Origin of the sequence: uncultured Parabacteroides sp., assembly GCF_905196875.1 — a bacterium.
Lineage (GTDB): Bacteria > Bacteroidota > Bacteroidia > Bacteroidales > Tannerellaceae > Parabacteroides.
In genome coordinates, this window is sequence record NZ_CAJJWO010000018.1 from 1 (window position 1) to 21,192 (window position 21,192).

General features: G+C 45.7%; 17 protein-coding genes. 9 read left to right on the forward strand and 8 right to left on the reverse strand.

Annotated features, from left to right (window positions below):
- Window positions 1-703: 703 nt before the first annotated feature.
- Window positions 704-1,876, reverse strand: coding sequence for a 6-bladed beta-propeller (locus tag QZ076_RS08355; protein ID WP_293712381.1), 1,173 nt, complete (start codon window positions 1,874-1,876; stop codon window positions 704-706).
- A gap of 639 nt (window positions 1,877-2,515) precedes the next feature.
- Window positions 2,516-4,720: a sodium-translocating pyrophosphatase gene (locus tag QZ076_RS08360; RefSeq protein WP_293712384.1), complete on the reverse strand. Its 2,205-nt coding sequence runs from the start codon at window positions 4,718-4,720 to the stop codon at window positions 2,516-2,518.
- Between the two features lie 166 nt (window positions 4,721-4,886).
- Here QZ076_RS08360 and QZ076_RS08365 point away from each other — a divergent pair, with 166 nt between their 5' ends.
- From QZ076_RS08365 to QZ076_RS08375, 3 genes are all read left to right on the forward strand, one after another.
- Complete coding sequence (locus QZ076_RS08365; RefSeq protein ID WP_293712386.1) at window positions 4,887-5,729, forward strand: patatin-like phospholipase family protein; 843 nt, start codon at window positions 4,887-4,889, stop codon at window positions 5,727-5,729.
- Window positions 5,730-5,787: 58 nt separating this feature from the next.
- Window positions 5,788-7,485: an alpha-amylase family glycosyl hydrolase gene (locus QZ076_RS08370; RefSeq protein WP_293712389.1), complete on the forward strand. Its 1,698-nt coding sequence runs from the start codon at window positions 5,788-5,790 to the stop codon at window positions 7,483-7,485.
- A gap of 150 nt (window positions 7,486-7,635) precedes the next feature.
- Window positions 7,636-8,577 (forward strand): ribose-phosphate pyrophosphokinase, encoded by a 942-nt coding sequence (locus tag QZ076_RS08375; protein ID WP_293712392.1) that lies wholly within the window; start codon window positions 7,636-7,638, stop codon window positions 8,575-8,577.
- Window positions 8,578-8,646: 69 nt separating this feature from the next.
- On the opposite strand, the gene QZ076_RS08380 is transcribed toward QZ076_RS08375, so the two are convergent.
- The 5 genes from QZ076_RS08380 to mnmA form a co-directional block, all read right to left on the reverse strand.
- The gene (locus QZ076_RS08380) at window positions 8,647-8,931 is read right to left on the reverse strand and encodes a transcriptional regulator (protein WP_075556209.1); all 285 of its coding nucleotides are present in this window, start codon (window positions 8,929-8,931) and stop codon (window positions 8,647-8,649) included.
- A complete protein-coding gene (locus QZ076_RS08385; protein WP_293712394.1) occupies window positions 8,916-9,545 on the reverse strand; it encodes a hypothetical protein in 630 nt (209 codons plus the stop codon). Before QZ076_RS08385 ends, QZ076_RS08380 begins: the two co-directional genes overlap by 16 nt.
- A 12-nt stretch (window positions 9,546-9,557) precedes the next feature.
- Window positions 9,558-11,936 (reverse strand): outer membrane beta-barrel protein, encoded by a 2,379-nt coding sequence (locus QZ076_RS08390; protein WP_293712396.1) that lies wholly within the window; start codon window positions 11,934-11,936, stop codon window positions 9,558-9,560.
- A gap of 4 nt (window positions 11,937-11,940) precedes the next feature.
- The gene (locus tag QZ076_RS08395; protein WP_293712398.1) at window positions 11,941-12,315 is read right to left on the reverse strand and encodes a DUF2141 domain-containing protein; all 375 of its coding nucleotides are present in this window, start codon (window positions 12,313-12,315) and stop codon (window positions 11,941-11,943) included.
- A gap of 295 nt (window positions 12,316-12,610) precedes the next feature.
- The gene (gene mnmA / locus QZ076_RS08400) at window positions 12,611-13,687 is read right to left on the reverse strand and encodes a tRNA 2-thiouridine(34) synthase MnmA (protein WP_293712400.1); all 1,077 of its coding nucleotides are present in this window, start codon (window positions 13,685-13,687) and stop codon (window positions 12,611-12,613) included.
- A 136-nt stretch (window positions 13,688-13,823) separates the two neighbouring features.
- Here mnmA and QZ076_RS08405 point away from each other — a divergent pair, with 136 nt between their 5' ends.
- The 5 genes from QZ076_RS08405 (at window position 13,824) to QZ076_RS08425 (ending at window position 19,205) form a co-directional block, all read left to right on the forward strand.
- Window positions 13,824-15,881, forward strand: coding sequence for a dihydrofolate reductase (locus QZ076_RS08405; protein ID WP_293712401.1), 2,058 nt, complete (start codon window positions 13,824-13,826; stop codon window positions 15,879-15,881).
- A 6-nt stretch (window positions 15,882-15,887) separates the two neighbouring features.
- A complete protein-coding gene (locus QZ076_RS08410) occupies window positions 15,888-16,571 on the forward strand; it encodes a DNA alkylation repair protein (protein ID WP_293712403.1) in 684 nt (227 codons plus the stop codon).
- Window positions 16,572-16,628: 57 nt separating this feature from the next.
- Complete coding sequence (locus tag QZ076_RS08415; RefSeq protein ID WP_365325071.1) at window positions 16,629-17,093, forward strand: Fur family transcriptional regulator; 465 nt, start codon at window positions 16,629-16,631, stop codon at window positions 17,091-17,093.
- 29 nt (window positions 17,094-17,122) lie between these two features.
- Entirely contained in the window at window positions 17,123-18,394 is a 1,272-nt protein-coding gene (locus tag QZ076_RS08420) for an adenylosuccinate synthase (RefSeq protein ID WP_293712408.1), read from the forward strand.
- Between the two features lie 124 nt (window positions 18,395-18,518).
- On the forward strand, window positions 18,519-19,205 hold the full coding sequence (locus QZ076_RS08425) for a zinc metallopeptidase (RefSeq protein ID WP_293712410.1): 687 nt from the start codon (window positions 18,519-18,521) through the stop codon (window positions 19,203-19,205).
- Window positions 19,206-19,382: 177 nt separating this feature from the next.
- On the opposite strand, the gene QZ076_RS08430 is transcribed toward QZ076_RS08425, so the two are convergent.
- A complete protein-coding gene (locus QZ076_RS08430) occupies window positions 19,383-19,589 on the reverse strand; it encodes a DUF6722 family protein (RefSeq protein WP_293712412.1) in 207 nt (68 codons plus the stop codon).
- 172 nt (window positions 19,590-19,761) lie between these two features.
- On the opposite strand from QZ076_RS08430, the gene hisS reads away from it, so the two are divergent.
- The gene (hisS, locus tag QZ076_RS08435; RefSeq protein ID WP_293712414.1) at window positions 19,762-21,117 is read left to right on the forward strand and encodes a histidine--tRNA ligase; all 1,356 of its coding nucleotides are present in this window, start codon (window positions 19,762-19,764) and stop codon (window positions 21,115-21,117) included.
- The last annotated feature ends 75 nt before the right edge of the window (window positions 21,118-21,192 follow it).

Genomic DNA, 21,192 nt, shown 5'->3' on the forward strand with positions numbered 1-21,192 from the left:
AGCAAAGATAGAATATTGGTTTTAGATAGCAAAAATTATGGCTGACGGATTTATGAATAATTAGTATGTAGAAGAGAATAACTTTTAGTGGATGATAGTATACGATTGAGGGTATACTATCTATAAAACGTAAGAGATGGTTTTGATAAAATGATCATTTTGTCATTTTGATACCTATGCTGCGGGAGAACTCGTTGTATGCGGGGAAACGGACGGTGGTTTTCAAATAACGAACGGAGCAAACGTTGGGCATTGACATAATGATAGCGGTTTGTTTATAATGGTAAAATAAATTTCATTATTTGGGAAAGTCCCGGCGGGTAATTCACTCATCGGTTATCGGTTGGTTAATATACAGATGAAAATGTCAACCGGGAATAAGCTTATTCGGACGAGCTTCTGTGTACAAAAGGCTTTTGTATGATATAGATGAGGATGCTTTTAGCAGATATTTTCCGAAAAGAAAAATTCTCTGCGCGGTTGGTTCGGATTACCCGGCAGGTAATCGCGACTACCTGCCGGGTAGTTGGCATCGGGCAGAACTTAATTTGCAAATACCTGCCGGAAATTGGCTAATAGCCGGCTTTTAGGACTGCATAAAAAGAAGGTACTGTTATAAATATTCCATAAAACCGACCATTATGTTCATTGTTGTACTCAATTTACATCTGTTTGATATTTACGTAGCGAAGCATTTAATACACTAAAGCCTTTTTCTAATCTTCCCGATAAATAACACATTATTATCATTCTCATTCAAAGAAGTAGCCAGCTCTTCGAGTTTCTTTTTGTCCTGGGCGGGGCATTTGCCGGAAGCGAGATGAGTCTCTATTTGTTCTGCCAGCTGTCCCGGTTCCAGATTCTGGATAAAATATCCGCGGTAAAAGCGGTATCCCGGATTGGAGATCGGGAGATTTCCGTAGAAATCGTTTACGAGGCGGAAATGGGAGGAGGCATTCTTTTGCGTATCTACCAATATGTCTCCACCATTTTCCGGACCGTTTTTCCCAAAATAGTAATAAGTAATCATAAAATGGTTCGGTAGTCTGTAATAAAAATGTACCGGTTTCTCTTTCGGATTTGGAAAAGTCATGGTGAATTCCGGCAATAGCCGGTTGCCGGCAGGATCGTAGACAAAGAGAGTATCTATACTGGTGTGAAAGAAATCGAAATCGTTGCAGTTTCTGGGAGAAAAAACTTCTCCGTTGAAGTCACTTACTTTCGTTGTTGCGGTTGCCGGGATTTGTTGCAGGATGTTACCTTCCGGATCCATGCGGAAAGCAAAATACTCTCCTTCGGCAAAAGGCATGTGCACGACCGATAAGTTGCCGTCTGTGTTTAAGTATATTTTAGGCTTGTTGAGTCTTGTGGGGAGCTTGATGTCTTTTATCCAACTGCCGTCTGTACTATACATCATGATTTTGTCGCCGACAAAAGGAGAAAGAAAGATATGGCCGTTCTTTTCGTCGATGACTTCATCGTAGATGGAAATGGCATATTCTCCCGCCCCATTCCCCACAGAGCCGATATCATGCAGGAACCTACCCTCTTTATCGAAAAGTTTGAAGGGGGCGCCTTCTTGCCGTACCCCGATATACTGGTCGGTGGCAAGGGTGAACCAGGCTTTAAACATAGCTTTGTCGGAGTTGTCGAAATGTATGATTCGACAGTCGTTGATAAATTCGCTGAGCGGCACGTCGATGGTATCTTTCGCGAGGGCGAAGTCGCACACGGTCAGTTTGTGCCCGTCTATTTCAACAGTGGTGATACTTCCGTCGTTTGCTTTCTGCGTTTGTTGTTTCCGGGTGGAGGTGTCGCACGCTGATAAACATCCTGCTAACAGAATGGAGGAGAGGAGTAGGCCAGTTGTTTTCATACAAGATCATTTAAACTTATTTACTGTATACAAAAATACGAATGATTCGTAGTTACGGGCTGTTCGTACAGGAATGTTTGAGTCCGATTAGATTATATTAACTGTTCCGGAGTAAGCTCCAACTTGTGGCACAAACTGTGGAACCAATACGCTGTTTTGTGCCTGTATTAGGTGGAAATGTGCCCGGAAAAGTGTTAAAAAGTGCCGTTTTTAAGGAACAAGTGGCCGCCAATAAGCGTGTTTTTGCCGATTGTGTTCCGAGCAATAGGCTGGTAAAAGCCTGTTAAAAGGGGATTCGATGTAATTTGTCGGTTTAGGATTTATTGTTTGATAATCTGTGTTTTATCTGTGAAGTCGCTCTGGGGCGAGATTCCTCTTTTTAGTAATCGGGGGCAGATGGGGGCAGCAAAAAGCCCTTTTGGTAAACTTCTGTATAGTATGTTCCATGTTCCATCTACGACCTCCTCGTAGATGGAACATGGAACATCTTATTATAAAGTTTTCAAAACAGCCTTTTTGCTGCCCCCATCTGCCCCCCAATAAGATAAAATGGCTGCTGCAGCTAATTTATTTTACTCCGGCAGCTACCAAAAATAGTTGCCGCAGCCACTAAAAACGACTGCGGCAGTCATTTTATTTCTAAAACAAGCTCCAGGCCACCGTCAATCCCGCCATCACGATGGCTACCATGCTCATCAGTTTGATCAGGATATTCAGACTCGGGCCGGAAGTATCTTTGAAAGGATCGCCTACGGTGTCGCCAACAACGGTTGCTTTGTGGGCTTCGCTGCCTTTACCGCCGTGGTTGCCTTCTTCCACATGTTTCTTGGCGTTATCCCAGGCTCCGCCGGCGTTTGCCATGAAGATAGCCAGTACAAATCCGGTACTCAGACCGCCTATCAGCAGGCCGATCACACCCGTTACACCGAATATAAGCCCTGTCAGGATCGGGGCGATAATTGCCAGCAGGGAAGGTACGACCATTTCATGCTGTGCCCCTTTGGTGGATATTTCTACACAACGGGCGTAATCCGGTTCGGCTTTTCCGGTTAGGATACCCGGTATTTCGCGGAACTGGCGGCGCACTTCTTCTACCATGTGTCCGGCGGCACGCCCTACCGCATTCATCGTCAATCCGCAGAACATGAAAGCCATCATCGAACCGAGGAACATGCCCGACAAAACTTTCGGGTTCATCAGCGTAACGTCATAATAGACCATAAAATCGGAGAAAGAGGCTTTCGATACCTCCATCGTGCGACCGTCGGCAAACGAAAGAACTGTTTCGCCCAGTCGCAACAGACCGATCTTTATCTCTTCAATATAGGATGCCAGCAGCGCCAGTCCTGTGAGGGCAGCCGAACCGATGGCAAAACCTTTACCTGTAGCTGCTGTGGTGTTTCCCAGCGAGTCGAGGGCGTCGGTACGTTTACGCACCTCTTTTCCCAGTCCCGACATTTCGGCATTTCCCCCGGCATTGTCTGCTATCGGCCCGTAAGCGTCGGTTGCCAATGTAATACCCAAGGTGGAAAGCATTCCGACAGCGGCGATACCGATACCGTAGAGCCCCATTCCAACGTTATTGAAATCGAATCCGGAAGCAAAAAGGAATGAACAGATGATACCTACCACGACGGCCAGCACCGGAATGGCAGTAGATAACATCCCCAGTCCCAATCCCGAGATAATAACGGTTGCCGGACCTGTCAGCCCCGACTCGGATACCCGCTGTGTCGGTTTAAACGATTGGGAAGTGTAATATTCCGTGGCCTGTCCGATCACAATGCCGACCAGCAAGCCGATAATTACCGAGCAGCTGATCCAGAACCAGTTGTCGAGGCCAAGCAGGTACAGGATACCGAAGGTGGAAATGGCGATCAGTACGGAACTTAGGTTGGTACCTACAGCCAGTGCTTTCAGCAATTGCCGGATCGTGGCATTCTCGTTCGTGCGTACGGCAAATATTCCAATGATGGAAAGGACGATCCCTACGGCGGCGATCAGCATTGGGGCGATCACTGCTTTGTACTGCATTTCTACGTTTCCGGAAGAAACAAAGGCTGCAGCTCCCAGGGCAGCCGTGGCGAGGATAGAACCGCAGTACGATTCATACAGGTCGGCACCCATACCGGCAACGTCACCTACATTATCCCCCACATTGTCGGCGATGGTGGCCGGGTTGCGCGGATCGTCTTCCGGAATGCCGGCTTCCACCTTTCCTACCAAGTCGGCACCCACATCGGCAGCTTTCGTATAGATACCACCTCCCACGCGGGCAAAGAGGGCCTGGGTAGATGCACCCATTCCGAAAGTAAGCATGGTGGTGGTGATAATGGTCAGTTTATGTGTAGGATTTAATGCTTCATCGGGGATAAGTGCGTTCAGCAGGAAGTACCAGAAAGAGATATCCAGCAGTCCTAGTCCGACCACCACCAGACCCATCACGGCCCCGCTGCGGAAAGCTACCTGCAAACCTTTGTTCAGGGATGTACGGGCGGCATTGGCGGTACGGGCGGAAGCGTATGTGGCTGTTTTCATCCCCAGAAATCCGGCCAGCCCTGAGAAGAAACCGCCGGTCAGGAAGGCGATGGGAACCCATTCGTTTTGCACACCGAAACCATAGGCCATAATGGAAAACAGGATGACCAATACAAGGAAAACCGAAGCTACTACCTTGTATTGTTGCTTCAGATACGACATCGCACCTTCACGCACGTACGAGGCGATTTTTGCCATCGTTTCCGTTCCTTCACTCTCTTTCATCATTTGCCGGAAGAAGAACCAGGCAAATACCAGCGCCAGGATCGACGCAACGGGAATAATCCAAAAAATACTAGTTATCATAGCAGTTCGATTTAAAAGTTTCTTTCGGAAGAAGGCTTTCAAAGCCTTGTTTCGGTCACCGTAAATGTAGTAAAAATAAAGACGTAGAGAAACTTTTTTGGAAATAATACTGTTTCATTCTAAAAAAAACAGCATATTTGTTACCGTTAAAGAGATGAAACATACAATGACGCAAGATTCAAACCATACGACAACCTATAAATTGGGCCTGGCTCTGAGTGGAGGGGGTGCAAAAGGATTTGCACACATCGGTGTGTTTAAATTACTGGAAGAGTGTGGGTTGATGCCGGATATAATCGTGGGAACGAGTGTCGGTGCGTTGATGGGTGCTTTGTTTGCCGACGGTTATTCGGCAGACGAGATAAAAGAACTTTTTAGCGGCCGTGAATTCTCCGAGTTTGCACAGCTTCAACTTCCCAAGTCAGGGTTGTTTGACAGTAAACGTTTCCGGCATTTCCTGCGACGCCATTTGCGGGCAAAAACATTTGAAGATCTGAAAATTCCTCTGATCGTAATGGCTACCGACCTCGACAACGGCGAAAGCCATGAGTTCCGTAGCGGACCGATCGTGGAAGCTGTTACCGCTTCGTGCAGTATACCTATTATCTTCAGTCCGGTGGTTATCAACGGGGTGCATTATGTAGACGGCGGTCTGTTCCATAACTTCCCGGTTTCCATTATCCGCGATTCGTGTGAAAGGGTGATCGGTGTGAACGTGAGCCCGCTTGTTTCACAGAAATACAAGCAGACGATCTTCCATATTGCCGAGCGTTCCTATCATTATATGTTTCGCGCCAATACGATTGAAGACCGTGAAATGTGCGACGTACTGATCGAGGCGGAGGAGTTCGGCAAGTATAAAACCTTCGATCTGGAGAATGTGGATCAGATTTCCCAAATAGGTTATTCTGCCGCTGTCCGTGCATTCGAACTGGTAATACAAGAGAATAAATATGAAACTCTGGTAAAAGCAATTACATCCCATAAGACAAATATCCTTATGCCGTAATTGATTCCGGTCTATGCCGGAGTTACTTTTACCGATAACTTAAAAGTTGATAAAAACGATGAAACAAAAGGACAAAATGATCATATATCAGGTATTTCCCCGTTGGTTTGGAAATTCGACCTATCCATTGGTGAAAAACGGCAGTATTACGGAAAACGGAGTAGGTAAGTTCTCTGCTTTTACTCCTACGGCGCTGGCAAAGATCAAGGAACTGGGTACTACGCATGTTTGGTATACCGGTGTGATCGAACATGCTACCCAAACGGATTATACTGCTTACCAGATACGCAAGGATCATTCGGCTGTTGTAAAAGGGAAGGCCGGTTCTCCTTATGCCATAAAAGATTATTACGATATCGATCCTGACCTAGCCGATCGTGTGCCGAACCGTATGAAAGAGTTTGAGGCATTGGTGAAACGGACGCACGATGCGGGGATGAAAGTAATCATCGACTTTGTACCGAACCATGTGGCACGCGAATATCATTCGGATGCACGTCTTTCGTTTGTGGAAGATTTGGGACAACATGATAATACGACGAAAGCTTTCGATATTAACAATAACTTCTATTATATTCCCGGACAGCCTTTGCAGTTGCATTTCGGCGACCATCAGGAAGATTTCGAATACAGCGAGTTTCCGGCTAAAGTAACGGGAAACAACCATTTCGATGCAACTCCCGACCGGAACGACTGGTATGAAACCGTGAAGTTGAATTATGGAGTGGATTATGTGAATGGTGGCATCTGTCATTTCGACCCGATACCGAATACCTGGACGAAGATGCTCGACATCCTTCTGTTTTGGGCGGCAAAAGGCGTCGACGGTTTCCGTTGCGATATGGCGGAAATGGTCCCGGTAGAGTTTTGGAACTGGGTGATCCCGAAGGTGAAAGAGAAATATAATGTATGTTTTATCGCTGAAGTTTATAACCCGAACGAATACCGCAATTATATCTTCAACGGCCATTTCGATTATCTGTATGATAAGGTAGGCCTGTACGATACCGTACGTGCCGTGATGTGTAACCAGGCTCCGGCAACTAATATTTCCGGCTGCTGGCAGGCACTGGAAGGTATACAGCCACATATGCTGAATTTCCTCGAAAACCATGACGAGCAGCGTGTGGCGTCTTACTTCTTTGCCGGTGATCCGCGTCCGGGTATTCCGGGGATGATCCTGTCGGCCACTATGAATACTAATCCGGTCATGATCTATAGCGGTCAGGAACTAGGTGAGCCCGGTATGGACGAAGAGGGTTTCAGCGGACGTGACGGCCGTACTACCATATTCGATTACTGGAGCGTGGAAACTCTGCGTAACTGGATCAACGACGGTGCTTTCGATGGTGGTAAACTGACTCCGGATCAACGCCTTCTTCGTTCGAAGTACGCAAAAATACTGAACATAGCTAAAACAGAACAGGTAATTACTCAGGGAGTATTCTACGACCTGATGTATGCCAACTCACGCAATCCGTATTTTAATGTGAACCGCCAATATGTGTTTATGCGTAAATACCTGAATGAAGTGCTGCTGGTTGTTGTCAATTTCGATAAGAACGAGCAGACCGTACGGGTGAAAATTCCTTCTGAAGCATTTCATTCGCTGGGATTTGACGATAATAAGGCAGCCGTTCTGACCGATCTGCTGACGGGAGAGACGAGTATCAGTACATTGACGGCGGCTTGTCCGTTTCAACTGACTCTTTCTGCTTATTCTGGTAATTTACTGAAGTTTACGTACTCAAAATAATCCGCTCGCATACGGAATATAGATAGTGAGGGCAGGGGGACTTGCTCTCACTGTTGAAAGTTTTCTGAAGATAAGGAGATTATTGCAAATAAGTTTTGTACTTTTGCACCACAATTCAAATCTATTTACTTAAGATAAATATTCGGAATAATGAGTGCACAAACTCCTTTCTTGGTGTTTTCGGGAACCAACTCCCGGTATCTTGCAGAGAAAATTTGCAATAGTCTTGGTTGTCCTCTGGGACAGATGAACATTCAACATTTTGCTGACGGTGAATTTTCAGTTTCTTACGAAGAGTCTATCCGTGGTCGCGATGTGTTCCTGGTTCAATCGACATTTCCTAATTCGGACAATCTGATGGAGTTGCTCCTGATGATTGACGCTGCTAAACGTGCTTCTGCACACTCTGTAATTGCTGTCGTTCCTTATTTTGGTTGGGCCCGTCAGGACAGAAAGGATAAACCCCGTGTGTCTATCGGTGCGAAACTGATCGCTGATATGTTGAGTACAGCCGGTATCGATCGTTTGATTACGATGGACTTGCACGCAGACCAGATCCAGGGATTTTTTAATGTTCCGGTGGATCACTTGTATGCTTCTTCCATCTTCCTTGATTATATTAAAACGGAATTGCCTTTGGATAACTTGTGTATCGCAACTCCGGATGTGGGTGGTACGAAACGTGCCAGCAGCTATTCTAAGTATCTGGGATTGCCGATGGTTATCTGTCATAAGTCACGTTTGCGTGCCAATGAGGTGGCAGAAATGCGTATAATCGGTGATGTAGAAGGTCTCGACGTTCTTTTGGTGGACGATATGGTGGATACAGCCGGTACAATCACGAAGGCTGCCAACCTGATGTTGGAGAACGGTGCGAAGTCTGTTCGTGCTATTGCCAGCCACGCTGTTATGTCTGATCCGGCTTCAACACGTGTCGACCAGTCGGCGCTAACTGAAATGATCTTTACAGACTCTATTCCTTACGCGAAGAAATGCGAAAAGGTGAAGGTATTGTCTGTCGCTGATATGTTTGCCGAAGCGATCCGTCGTGTTTGCAGTGGCGAGTCTATCAGTTCTTTGTATGCTATTTGATTTTATACAAAATAATAAACAGGCACGGATTACACATTTATTTGTGGTTCCGTGCCTGTTTTTTTATGCTTATTCTCCAATATAGCCTTTTAGGGCATTGACATAGTTTTCGAATGCCTGCCTGCCGGGAGGTGCTATGCGGCAGGTGGTACGGGGTTTTTTCCCGACGAAACTTTTTTCAACTTCTATATAGCCGGCTTCACTGAGTTTGTCTATCTGTACGCTCAGGTTTCCCGCCGTAGCCTGTGTCTTTTCTTTTAGGTAGACGAAATCCGCTTCTTCTACCGAAAGAAGTATCGACATCACGGCAAGCCGTAATTGTGAGTGGAGTAACGGATCTAGTTCTTTAAACATTCTTTCTTGGCTTTATAATTAGTAACATGCCCGGGGATAATCATCATAAATACGAATGATAAACCGAAGTAAAGATACCACAAAATTGTTACTTTTTCTCCCATCATCAGCATAGTTAGCATATAAATGGCAATGATGAAGGCTACTAAAGGAGTATAGATCATCCAGCGCCCTTGTACGATAATACCGGTAATAGATACTCCCAAACCGCAGTATATCAGGGATAACGGTAGCATAAGAATGAAGTCGACGTATCTACCGAAAATAAACTCGATGGTACCTGTAGTCAGGAAAGTGATGATAAACATCCAACCCATTACCTGCCATACCTGCATGATTACTTTGTCGGTATAGGTAACGACTTTTGGAGGTTGTTGCTTTTTCCAGTAAGCGATGAAGGGCCATACAACAAACATCAGCATCCATCCCCAGCTCCATACTAAATTGTGTGTCAGGGTAATCAGTGTAAAGAGTATAATCGACAGGGCGGTCGTGAAATAACCCCATACCAGGAGATAATTCCCCTGACCGATCTCCATATTCTTTTTGCTGGAGTTTATCATTTGTGTGATAAGTTCCAGGCTTTCTTTCTCGTTCAATTGTTTTTCTTCCATGATACGTTTGTTTTATTTGTCATTTAATCTGTTTATTTCTGAATCGGAACTTCGTTCGACAGTTCTCTTTTTCACCTTTTGCCCGCTGTTGAAGTTCCAGGCCAAAGATACTTTAAATATCCGTCCCTGATGTCCGCTTTCAAAATGACTTTGCGCGGTATAAGCTTCGATATGGCTGGCAAAGTTATTGTAGCGATTGAAAATATTGTCGACCGAGGCGGTTATAAGCAACCGGTTATTGGCCAGCTTCTTCCGGACGGACAGGTTGAATATATGCCGGGACGCAATTTCGCTGTTGCCCGAATACAAACGGCTGGTTCCGTTATACTGTGCTTCCAATGTAATATTTGCAGGTAGTATAAAAGACAGGTTCGCATTGGCAAAAGCCAGATAATGATGCGCGAAGCCAGCCGTTTCGGTCATGCGGATATCCTGGCGGACACCTACGAAATTAGCAGAAAGGCTGCACCATGAAACCGGTTGCACGGGTATATTGGCGGCAATGAACCAGTGGTTTTCGACATCATGATTTTCGTAAGTGATGAACGATACATCGGGATTGGCGGCATCTTCTTTGCAGAATTCCCGGATCAGGTCGCGATGCAGGTTGCCGCCTATCGTCAGTGTATACCGGTAATTATAGACGATGGTTGCACTGAAACGGTTGATATGCGTCGGTTTCAGGTACGGGTTTCCCATGTTGTAGCTATAATCGGACGTTTGAAGACGGTTTGGATTGAGAGTGTAGAAGGCCGGACGTTCGATGTTGCGGGCATATTGGGCTACAAACAGCCAGGTTTTCAGGTTGTTGAATGCGTATGTCGCGCTCAGGTTGGGAAAGAGGTCGAAATAATCCCGCCGGATACGGTCGCTTTCGTTCGAAGTCCGGGTATACTCTCCCCTCAACCCGGCGATAAACGACCAGCGGTCGATCTCAGTCGTGAAGGAGGCGTATGCTCCCAGAATGTTTTCATTGTATTTGAGCGCATATCCGTAATCCGGATTGGCAGTCCACTTCCGCTCTTCCGACAAGCCTTCGTACTGGGAGTTATCATCCATGAATGTATGCGTATACTTTATTCCGGCGTTCAGCGACATTCCTTTCCTGATATGCTTCTTCATTGAAACGTCGGTGGTGACGATCTCGTAGATGGCATTTGCATTGCTGCGGTAGGTGCTGTCTTTATCCCCGTAGTGTAGCCGCTGCAGGACATGGTAGTCGTTCTTCCCGGTCGACTTCTTATTGGCGTAATCCACGATCAGTTTAAGGATGGAGCCTTTACTGTCAAAATGGTGCAGATAGTTGGCGGTGGCGGATAAGGTATTGTAATCCTCCTTCTGGCGATAATCGCCTGAGCTGTTTACCATAACTCCGTTCTTCGTCAATTCGGTCTGGCTCGAAGAGCTTCCTTTGGATACTTGTCTTATATATTCGATTTCTCCACCGATACTGTTGAGCGTATCGATTTCGAAGATTGTACCGATGCGTCCGGTGCCGTAGTTGGAACGGTTTTCGAATTCGGAACGGCTGGAAAAACGGTTGTTGCTGTCCGGGTATATCCGTTCGGAAGACATTTCGCTGTCATTCTCGGGCGTGAAAGAACCGGAGACGGCAGCGTTTACCATCCATTTCCCGATACGTGCATTCAGTGTTCCCGAAGGAAGATAGCGGTTCAGGGAAGAGGATAAGCCTGCCCCCATAATTACACTGCCCTGGATACCGTTGTTTTGCCGCCGGCGAAGCGAGATCAGTATGATTCCACCTCGTGAATTGGCTTCATATTCAGCTCCTGCAATCGGTATTACTTCTATCCGTTTTATATATTCCGACTTCAGGGAGCGCAGGTAGGCCATGAGTTCCCCGCCGGTCAGTCTGATCTCCCGGTTGTCGACGAATACTTTCGTGCCCTGGGCGCCGTTGATGGAAATGTCGTCTTCTGCCAGCCAGACGCCCGGTGCCTGCGACAGCAATTCTGTTCCGTCTTTTCCCGCTGACGGTGAAACCGATATGACAAACCGGTCTGCTTTACGTTCGATATTCCTGGCTTGTACCACCACCTCTTTCAGGGAATAGGTGGAGGTCTTTAGGACAAGGGTATCCTGGCCGTATACCGGTAATTGTATGTCTTTTCGTATCGGTTCGTATCCGATACATTGAGCGATTACCGTGTATGATCCGGCTTTTGCTTCCAGGATGTAATTACCGTTGCTGTCGGTTGTCCCGCCGGCTTTCTGATCGTTATCCTGTAGCAAAACGACTGTTGCATACTCTACTCCGTTTCCCTGCTCATCGGTCAGACGACCGGAATAGGGTTTTGTTTCTGCCGGCTTTTGGGCTATACCCGCAAAGCCGGCAGAAAACAGGTGCATTAGGAATAGGAGCCTTTTCATGATTTTATTCGTTTGACGGATAATATAACTTCAACTTAACTGTTTCTTCCTCTTTCTGAGTTTTACAGTTTTTCATTGCATATCCTTCCGCAGGCATTTTGTTGTCTGTGAAATCCATCTTATAATTACCGTTCTCATCATGAAAAACCGAAAGGTCGAACTGTTCCCATTCTACATTCTCAAGGGTAATGGTGGCTTCTCCTTTTTCCGGTTTTGCCATGCCGTAAACAGGTTGACTCTCTTTTCCGTACTGGGCCATGACAAGGATCGTACCTTGCTCTCCCCGGATATTGCTTACTTTTACAATAATGGTGCGTGCCCCGACTGTGCTATAACTGAAAATCATTGCCAGAATGATTAATAATGCTGCTCGTTTCATCGTTTCTCTTTCTTTAAATGGTGAAATAAATAAGTTTATAATATAAACCATGTATGGATTAAAAAAGTGTAAGGAGCTGCGCATTTCTCACCTACACGCTGCAAATATAAAATGGTTTATGTTGTAAACCAAATAATATAGAAGGAAAATGATGGAATACGGCATAAATTTATTTTTCGATGGGATCTGACAGGAGTTATATGCCTTACTAAATCAAATGTTTTTAAAGTCGTCGTTTCCATAGTTGTATATGTTATAGTCTGATACAAAGATATGTATGATAATTGACAAACGGTTACTCCGTTTCGTCAATTATCATACCGCTTCCCAGACAAAGGCGATGATCTTTATCGTAGACAACACCGTACTGGCCCGGGGCGATTCCCTGTATTTTGTTCTCTGATTCGATACGGTACAGGTCGCCTATACGGCGGATACGTCCAGGAGTGAAGTCTGGTGTATGACGGATTTTGAAGGTGATCTCCTTCTCATCGGCGAATTCTCCCCACGGATCTTCGGTGATGAAGTCGAAACCGTGCAGGTTGATCGTTTTGCCGTACTGGGTTTCCGGGTCATAACCGTTGGATACGTAGATGATATTGCGTTTGATATCTTTTTTGATAACGAACCAAGGACCTCCGCTAAGGCCTAATCCTTTGCGTTGTCCGATGGTATGGAACCAGTAACCGTTGTGTTTACCCAGTACTTTGCCTGTTTCCAGTTCGACGATCTTACCGACGCGCTTACCCAGGTAACGTTCGATAAAGTCGTTGTAGTTGATCTTTCCGAGGAAACAGATTCCCTGGCTGTCCTTACGCATGGCGCTTGGCAGTTTTTGTTCAGCGGCAATAGCACGTACTTCGGCTTTCATCAGGTGGCCGATGGGGAACATCAGTTTCTGTATTTGCAACCGGGTGATTTGTCCGAGGAAATCGGTCTGGTCTTTCACCGGGTCTTTGGCGGTAGAAAGCCAAACTTTTCCGTCGATCTCAGTCGTTGTGGCATAATGGCCGGTTGCGATCTTGTCGAAGTCTTTTCCCCATTTCTCTTCGAAGCAACCGAATTTGATGAATTTGTTGCACATCATATCCGGGTTGGGAGTGAGGCCGCGTTTCACCGAGTCGATCGTGTAGCTGACCACTTTGTCCCAATATTCATCATGTAGGGATACCACTTCGAAGCGGCAACCGTATTTGCGTGCTATATAAGATGTTATTTCTATGTCTTCTTCGGCAGGGCAGTCGATATATCCGTCTTTATCTTCCATACCGATACGGATATAGAAGATGGTAGGATCATATCCCGCCTCCTTCAACTGGTGGACTACTACGGAGCTGTCCACACCTCCTGATACTAATGCTGCTATTTCCATTCTTTCTAAATATATCGGATGCAAAGGTACAAAATATTAGGGTGATATTCCTACGGGTTCGATTTATTCGTTACCTTTGCGGGAGAGCCTTTCGTTGTAATACTTCAGAAAAAACAAAAGAATTAGTATAAATAATATGAGAAATACAATTGTATCGCTTATGACAGCAATGGCATTAACCGCCTGCACAGGCCAGAAGGGGGATAACGCCCAGGTTCCGCAGGGAGAGTTCGATTACGTAGTAGACCAGTTCGCAGACCTGCAGATACTTCGCTATCAGGTTCCGGGATTCGAGTCTCTTTCGTTAAAACAAAAACAGTTATTATATCATCTGGCGGAAGCTGCACAGATGGGACGCGACATATTCTTCGACCAGAATTGCCGTTATAACCTGCCGATCCGCCGTACATTGGAGACAATTTATACGGAATATAAGGGAAATCGTGAAGATGCGCAGTTTAAAGCATTGGAGACTTATCTGAAGCGGGTATGGTTCTCCAGCGGTATCCACCATCATTATGCTGAAGATAAGTTTGCTCCCGGTTTCACTCCCGAGTTCTTCCGGAGTTGTCTGGAGCAGGTCAACGTGTCGGATCTGCCTTTGCGTGAAGGACAGACATTGGAACAATTTATTGCCGAAATATCTCCGGTAATCTTTGATCCGACTGTCTTGGCAAAACGAACCGTACAGAGTGGCGATCAGGATTGGATACAGGCTTCAGCCAATAACTATTATGGTGGCGGTATCACTCAAAAAGAGGTGGAAGATTATTATGCAGCGATGAAAGTCGGTCAGGATACCGTCACTCCGATTTCTTACGGACTGAACAGCCGGCTGGTGAAAGAAAACGGTAAGGTTGTAGAAAAAGTCTGGAAAGTAGGCGGTCTTTATTCAGCCGCGATCGAACAGATTGTAAAAGAACTTCAGAAGGCTGTTCCCTTTGCAGAGAATGAAGCGCAGAAAGCTATCATCGAGAAGTTGATCGCATATTATCAGACAGGCGATCTGAAAACGTTCGATGCTTATTCGATCCTTTGGGTGGAAGATACTACCTCGGATGTGGACTTTGTGAACGGCTTTATCGAAACATACGGCGATCCGCTGGGAATGAAAGCCAGCTGGGAGTCAACCGTGAATTTTATCAATAAGGAAGCGACCAAACGTACGAAAGTGATCAGCGATAACGCGCAATGGTTCGAAGATCATTCTCCGGTAGACAGCCGCTTTAAGAAAGAAAAGGTGAAAGGGGTAAGTGCAAAAGTGATCACGATCTCTATGCTAGGTGGTGATTGTTATCCGGCTACTCCGATCGGTATTAACTTGCCGAATGCAGACTGGATCCGTCGTGATCACGGTTCTAAGTCCGTTACCATAGAGAATATAACCGAGGCTTACGACAAAGCATCGCAAGGTAATGGTTTCAATGAAGAGTTTATCTGGAGCGATACGGAACGTGAAGCTCTCAATAAATACGGCTTCCTGACCGACAACTTACATACCGACCTTCACGAATGCCTTGGACATGGTTCCGGTAAGCTTTTACCCAATACAGAGTCGGGCGCTTTGAAAGCTTACGACTCTACTTTGGAAGAGGCCCGTGCCGACTTGTTTGGACTCTATTATCTGGGGGATCCGAAGCTGGTAGAGCTGGGGCTGGTACCGGATGGCGAAGCTTATAAAGCTGAGTATTACAAATACATCATGAACGGTTTGATGACACAGCTTGTCCGCATCGAAGCGGGTAAGAACGTGGAAGAAGCACACATGCGTAACCGTCAGCTGATAGCTAAATGGGCTTACGAAAACGGTAAAGCCGACAATGTAATCGAATACAAGAAACGTGACGGGAAGACATACGTCGTGGTGAACGATTACGAAAAGTTACGTACACTGTTCGGGACCCTTTTGGCCGAAGTTCAGCGTATCAAGAGCGAAGGCGACTTCTCCGCCGGCAAGAAGCTGGTAGAGGATTACGCCGTGAAGGTGGATCAGGCATTGCATGACGAAGTGCTTGCCCGTTATGTAAAACTGAACCTGGCACCATACAAAGGTTTCGTCAACCCGGTCATGAAAGAAGTGAAGAACGATAAAGGCGAAGTAACCGATATCGTGCTCGACTATACTGAAGGTTATACCGAACAAATGCTCCGTTACAGCAAAGATTATTCATTCCTCCCATCTTACAACGACTAAGCGAATATGTTGCAAGACCAATTAAGAGAAATACGTACCCAACTCCGCATGGCTATGAATGGAGTTATCTCCACCAGCATGCGGGAGAAAGGGGTAGTTTATAAACTGAACTTCGGTGTTCCTCTACCCGAAGTCAAGCAGATTGCGGCAACGCATCAGCCCAGCTCGGAACTGGCAGCGGCTTTGTGGCAGGAAGACATTCGCGAGTTCAAGCTGCTGGCTCCCTTGTTGCAGCCCGTTGAGGAATTTCCGTTTAAACAGGCCGAGCAATGGGTGAAAGAAATACCTTACCTGGAAATTGCGGAGCAATGCAGCCGTAACCTTTTCTGCAAACTACCCTATGCCGATAATCTCCTCCTCGGACTTATCTTTAATGTAGAGGATGAGTATGCCCGTACGGTAGCCTATCTCATTTGGACAGAATTGTTTAAGGAAGGGAAGACGGTGTCTGCTCCGGTAAGAGCCGCCTTCATTGTAGAATGTATGCGTACGGTTGCCTGGCCCGACTTCGGCGTTTCCTGGAAAGAGAAGCAGGCGGCGGTGAGGGCAATGAAATTTTACGGACGTCAGTCTGCCGATCGTGCCAAACAAATATTGAGCGGTTTCGATGACTTTACGGAGTTTATGAAGACTCCCGAAGGGCAGGAAATCTATAATGAATTAAAATTTGAATTTGAATATTATAGCTAAGGCTTTGCGTTTAAAATAAATGCGCTAACTTTGTCGGTCGCGTGGTGTCGCAACAGAATGGATGAAAAGAAGTACATAGAGATGAAACAGTCATTTACGGAGTATCTGACTGAGAAAAAACTACGAAAGACCGAAGAAAGATATGCTATCTTTGAATGCATATGCGGTTTCTCTGGTCATTTCGACATGTACTCACTTCAGGAAAAGCTGGAAGAAACAAACTTCCATGTGAGTAAGGCTACGCTTTACAATACACTGGATGTGTTGGAGGATGGAGGGATGATTGTGCGGCATCAATTGAACGCTCAGTCGGTTCAATACGAACTGCGGGCCCTGGCGGAAACGCATTTGCATCTGATCTGTATGAAGTGCGGGGCGATCAGGGAAATGAAAGACAGCGTGTTGAAAAAGGATGTCTGCAATTTGAAGATATCCCGTTTCACACCCGAGTTTCATTCGTTATATATCTACGGGATATGCAGCAAATGTAAATTCAAGCTTCAGCAAAGAATTGGAAAATAAGAATATTAACAGCCTATTATAAAGATAAAATGAAAGTAGATGTTTTATTAGGATTGCAATGGGGTGACGAAGGCAAAGGTAAAGTTGTCGACGTGCTGACTCCCAACTACGATGTAATCACTCGTTTTCAGGGAGGTCCCAATGCAGGACACACATTGGAGTTTAACGGAGAAAAGTATGTTCTTCGTTCTATTCCGTCAGGTATTTTCCAGGGAGGAAAAGTGAATGTAATCGGTAATGGTGTCGTTCTCGACCCGTTATTGTTCAAACAGGAAGCCGAAGCGCTTGCTGCCAGTGGTCACGACCTGACCAAACAACTTTGTATTTCTAAGAAGGCACACCTGATCCTGCCTACTCACCGTATGCTCGATGCTGCTTACGAAGCAGCCAAAGGTTCCGGTAAGATTGGTACGACAGGTAAAGGTATCGGCCCGACATATACAGACAAGATCAGCCGTAACGGTCTCCGCGTAGGTGACTTGCTGCATAACTTCGATGAAAAGTATGCCGCTGCCAAAGCACGCCACGAAGCGATCCTGAACTCATTGAACTATTCTTACGATATCAAGGAACTCGAAGCCCAATGGTTTGAAGCACTGGAATACCTGAAGAAATTCAACCTGATCGATAGCGAACATGTCGTAAACAACTACCTGAAAGAAGGTAAGTCTGTTCTGGCAGAAGGTGCACAGGGCACTATGCTGGATATCGACTTCGGTTCTTATCCGTTCGTTACTTCATCTAATACGATTTGCGCTGGATGTTGTACCGGCTTGGGCGTATCTCCGCGTAATATCGGCGAAGTGTACGGTATCTTTAAAGCTTATTGCACCCGTGTAGGTAGCGGCCCGTTCCCGACTGAACTGTTCGACGAAACAGGCGATCAGCTTTGTACGTTGGGACATGAGTTCGGTTCCGTTACAGGACGTAAGCGCCGTTGCGGTTGGATCGACTTGGTAGCGTTGAAATATGCCGTTATGATCAACGGTGTAAGCCAGCTTATCATGATGAAGAGCGACGTGCTCGACGGTTTCGAAACGATCAAGGCTTGTGTAGCTTATAAGATCAACGGGGAAGAGGTAACAGAATTCCCGTTTGAAATCGACGATACGATCGAACCTGTATACGTTGAACTGCCGGGTTGGAAGACAGACATGACAAAGATGCAGAGCGAAGACGAATTCCCCGAAGAATTCAACGCATACCTCGCTTTCCTTGAAGAAGAGCTGGGTGTCCCTGTTAAAATCGTGTCGGTAGGACCCGACCGTGAGCAGACAATTATCCGGTATATCGAAGAATAAACATCAGATACTATTACAAAATGGCAGAAGACCACCTCTAAGCAGGCCAATCTTCTGCCATTTTTGTTTCTGGCAGACTTTTTGTAAGACATTTCTTGTATAACACTTAATTAATTAGAGCATTATGAGCATGTATTGGATTATATTTATTGGTTTTGCCTTGTTAAGCTGGCTGGTGTCTTCCCGACTGAAAAGCAAGTTTGAGAAGTATTCTAAGATTCCTATGCCTAACGGGATGACCGGAAAGGATATAGCTGAAAAGATGTTGCACGATAACGGCATCTACGATGTGAAGGTGATTTCTACTCCCGGACATTTGACAGACCATTACAATCCTGCCAATCAAACGGTAAACCTGAGTGAGTCTGTATATTATAGCAACAGTATAGCTGCTGCGGCTGTGGCAGCACACGAATGTGGTCATGCGGTACAGCATGCAACGGCATACGGCCCTTTGAAGATGCGTTCGGCTTTGGTTCCGATCGTAAGTTTTTCTTCTAACATCATGACCTGGGTATTGTTGGGAGGTATGCTGATGTTGCATACATTTCCGCAACTGATGCTGATCGGTATCATTCTGTTTGCAATGACTACGCTGTTCAGTTTCATAACACTGCCGGTTGAGATCAATGCCAGCCAGCGTGCTTTGGCCTGGTTGAGTAATGCCGGAATAACGAATGCCTATACACATGATAAGGCGGAAGATGCTTTGCGTTCTGCTGCTTATACTTATGTGGTTGCCGCTTTAGGTTCTCTGGCTACCTTATTATATTATGTGATGATCTTCCTGGGTGGAAGAAGTCGCGACTAAAGTTAGTACCGTATCAAAATAAAAAGCAGCCCGAGGCATTCTGAATGCCTCGGGCTGCTTTTTATTTTTTCTTTTTCTTCTCTTTACGTTCTTCCTTCTCAATAAAATAAACCCAAATTAGTGATCCTATAAGTAATATCATAGGAATTGAAAATGCCATGAGAATATTTGCCATAATTATTCCTCCTTTAATTTAATTAGAAATAAGCCAACTGTAAAAAAGGAAATGCTTGAGATGACTCCTGTTAAATAGATAACAATAGTGTTCTCTCCGAAATCCTTTAGTAAGGCTGTTACAACAACGCCTGTTGTTATGTACTTCGCTAAATCGATAGCAAAACTACCAATCTCGCCATACAATGCTTTCTTTTGTTTCTTTTTCATAGTCTCGTCATATTTTGATTACGTTACAAACGTAACGAAAAGAAACGGATAAAACAATCAACCTTCCCAATAAATAACGAAATTGAAACAAAATACCTACCTTTGCATTCCGAATAATAACATAATAGATAAAAGTCGGTTAGCTCCGACGATAAAGAAGAGCAAACAGTATATGCAGAAGCCATCTATACCAAAAGGTACAAGAGATTTTTCGCCCGAAGAAATGGCGAAACGTAATTATATATTCAACACGATTCGCGAAGTATATCATCTGTACGGATTTCAACAAATAGAAACTCCGGCCATGGAGAACCTGTCGACTCTGATGGGCAAGTATGGTGAAGAAGGTGACAAGCTGCTTTTCAAGATATTAAACTCCGGCGATTGCTTCTCCGGCATTACCGACGAAGAACTGGCCGAACGTAATGCCGTAAAGTTCGGTGTGAAGGCCTGCGAGAAAGGCCTGCGTTACGACCTGACCGTTCCCTTTGCCCGCTACGTGGTGCAGCACCGCAACGATATAACATTCCCTTTCAAACGCTATCAGATACAACCTGTATGGCGTGCCGACCGTCCGCAGAAAGGGCGTTACCGTGAGTTCTATCAGTGTGATGGCGACGTGGTAGGTTCCGACTCGCTGGTCAATGAAGTGGAACTGATCCAGATCATGGATGAGGTATTCCGTCGTTTCGGTATCCGCGTCTGCATCAAGATGAACAACCGTAAGATATTATCCGGTATTGCCGAAATCATTGGTGAAGCAGATAAGATCGTCGATATTACCGTAGCTATCGATAAACTGGACAAGATCGGCCTGGATAACGTAAACGAAGAACTTCGCAGCAAAGGCCTTTCTGAAGAGGCAATTGCCCGTCTGCAACCGATCATCATGCTGTCGGGAACCAACCGCGAAAAGCTGGCAGTTCTGAAAGAACAGCTGTCTACCTCGGAGATTGCTGTGAAAGGTATCGAAGAAATGACCTTCATCCTCGACCGTATCGACCTGTTGCCTATGCATTCCGAACTGGAACTCGACCTGACCCTGGCACGCGGACTGAACTATTACACCGGAGCTATCTTCGAAGTAAAAGCACTGGATGTTCAGATCGGAAGTATCACCGGTGGCGGACGTTATGACAACCTGACCGGTGTATTTGGCATGGATGGCGTATCCGGCGTAGGTATCTCTTTCGGTGCAGACCGTATCTTCGACGTACTGAACCAGTTGGAACTTTATCCTGCCGACTCGTTATTGACAACACAACTACTGTTCGTCAACTTCGGAGAGAAAGAAGAGAGCTATCTGCTGCCTATCATCGCCAAAGTACGTGCCGCCGGTATCCGTACCGAACTCTTCCCGGAAGCAGCCAAGATGAAGAAGCAGATGGGATATGCCGATACGAAGAAGATCCCGTTTGTGGCTATTGTTGGTGAAAATGAAATGAACGAAGGTAAGATAAACCTGAAGAATATGATCACAGGAGAACAAGTACCTGTGACCGTAGAAGAGCTGATCGCACAGTTCTAACCTGATTCAGAAAACTAACAAATACAACGACTTCTCCTGCTCAAAGAGAAGTCGTTGTCCTTTATATTTAAGCCT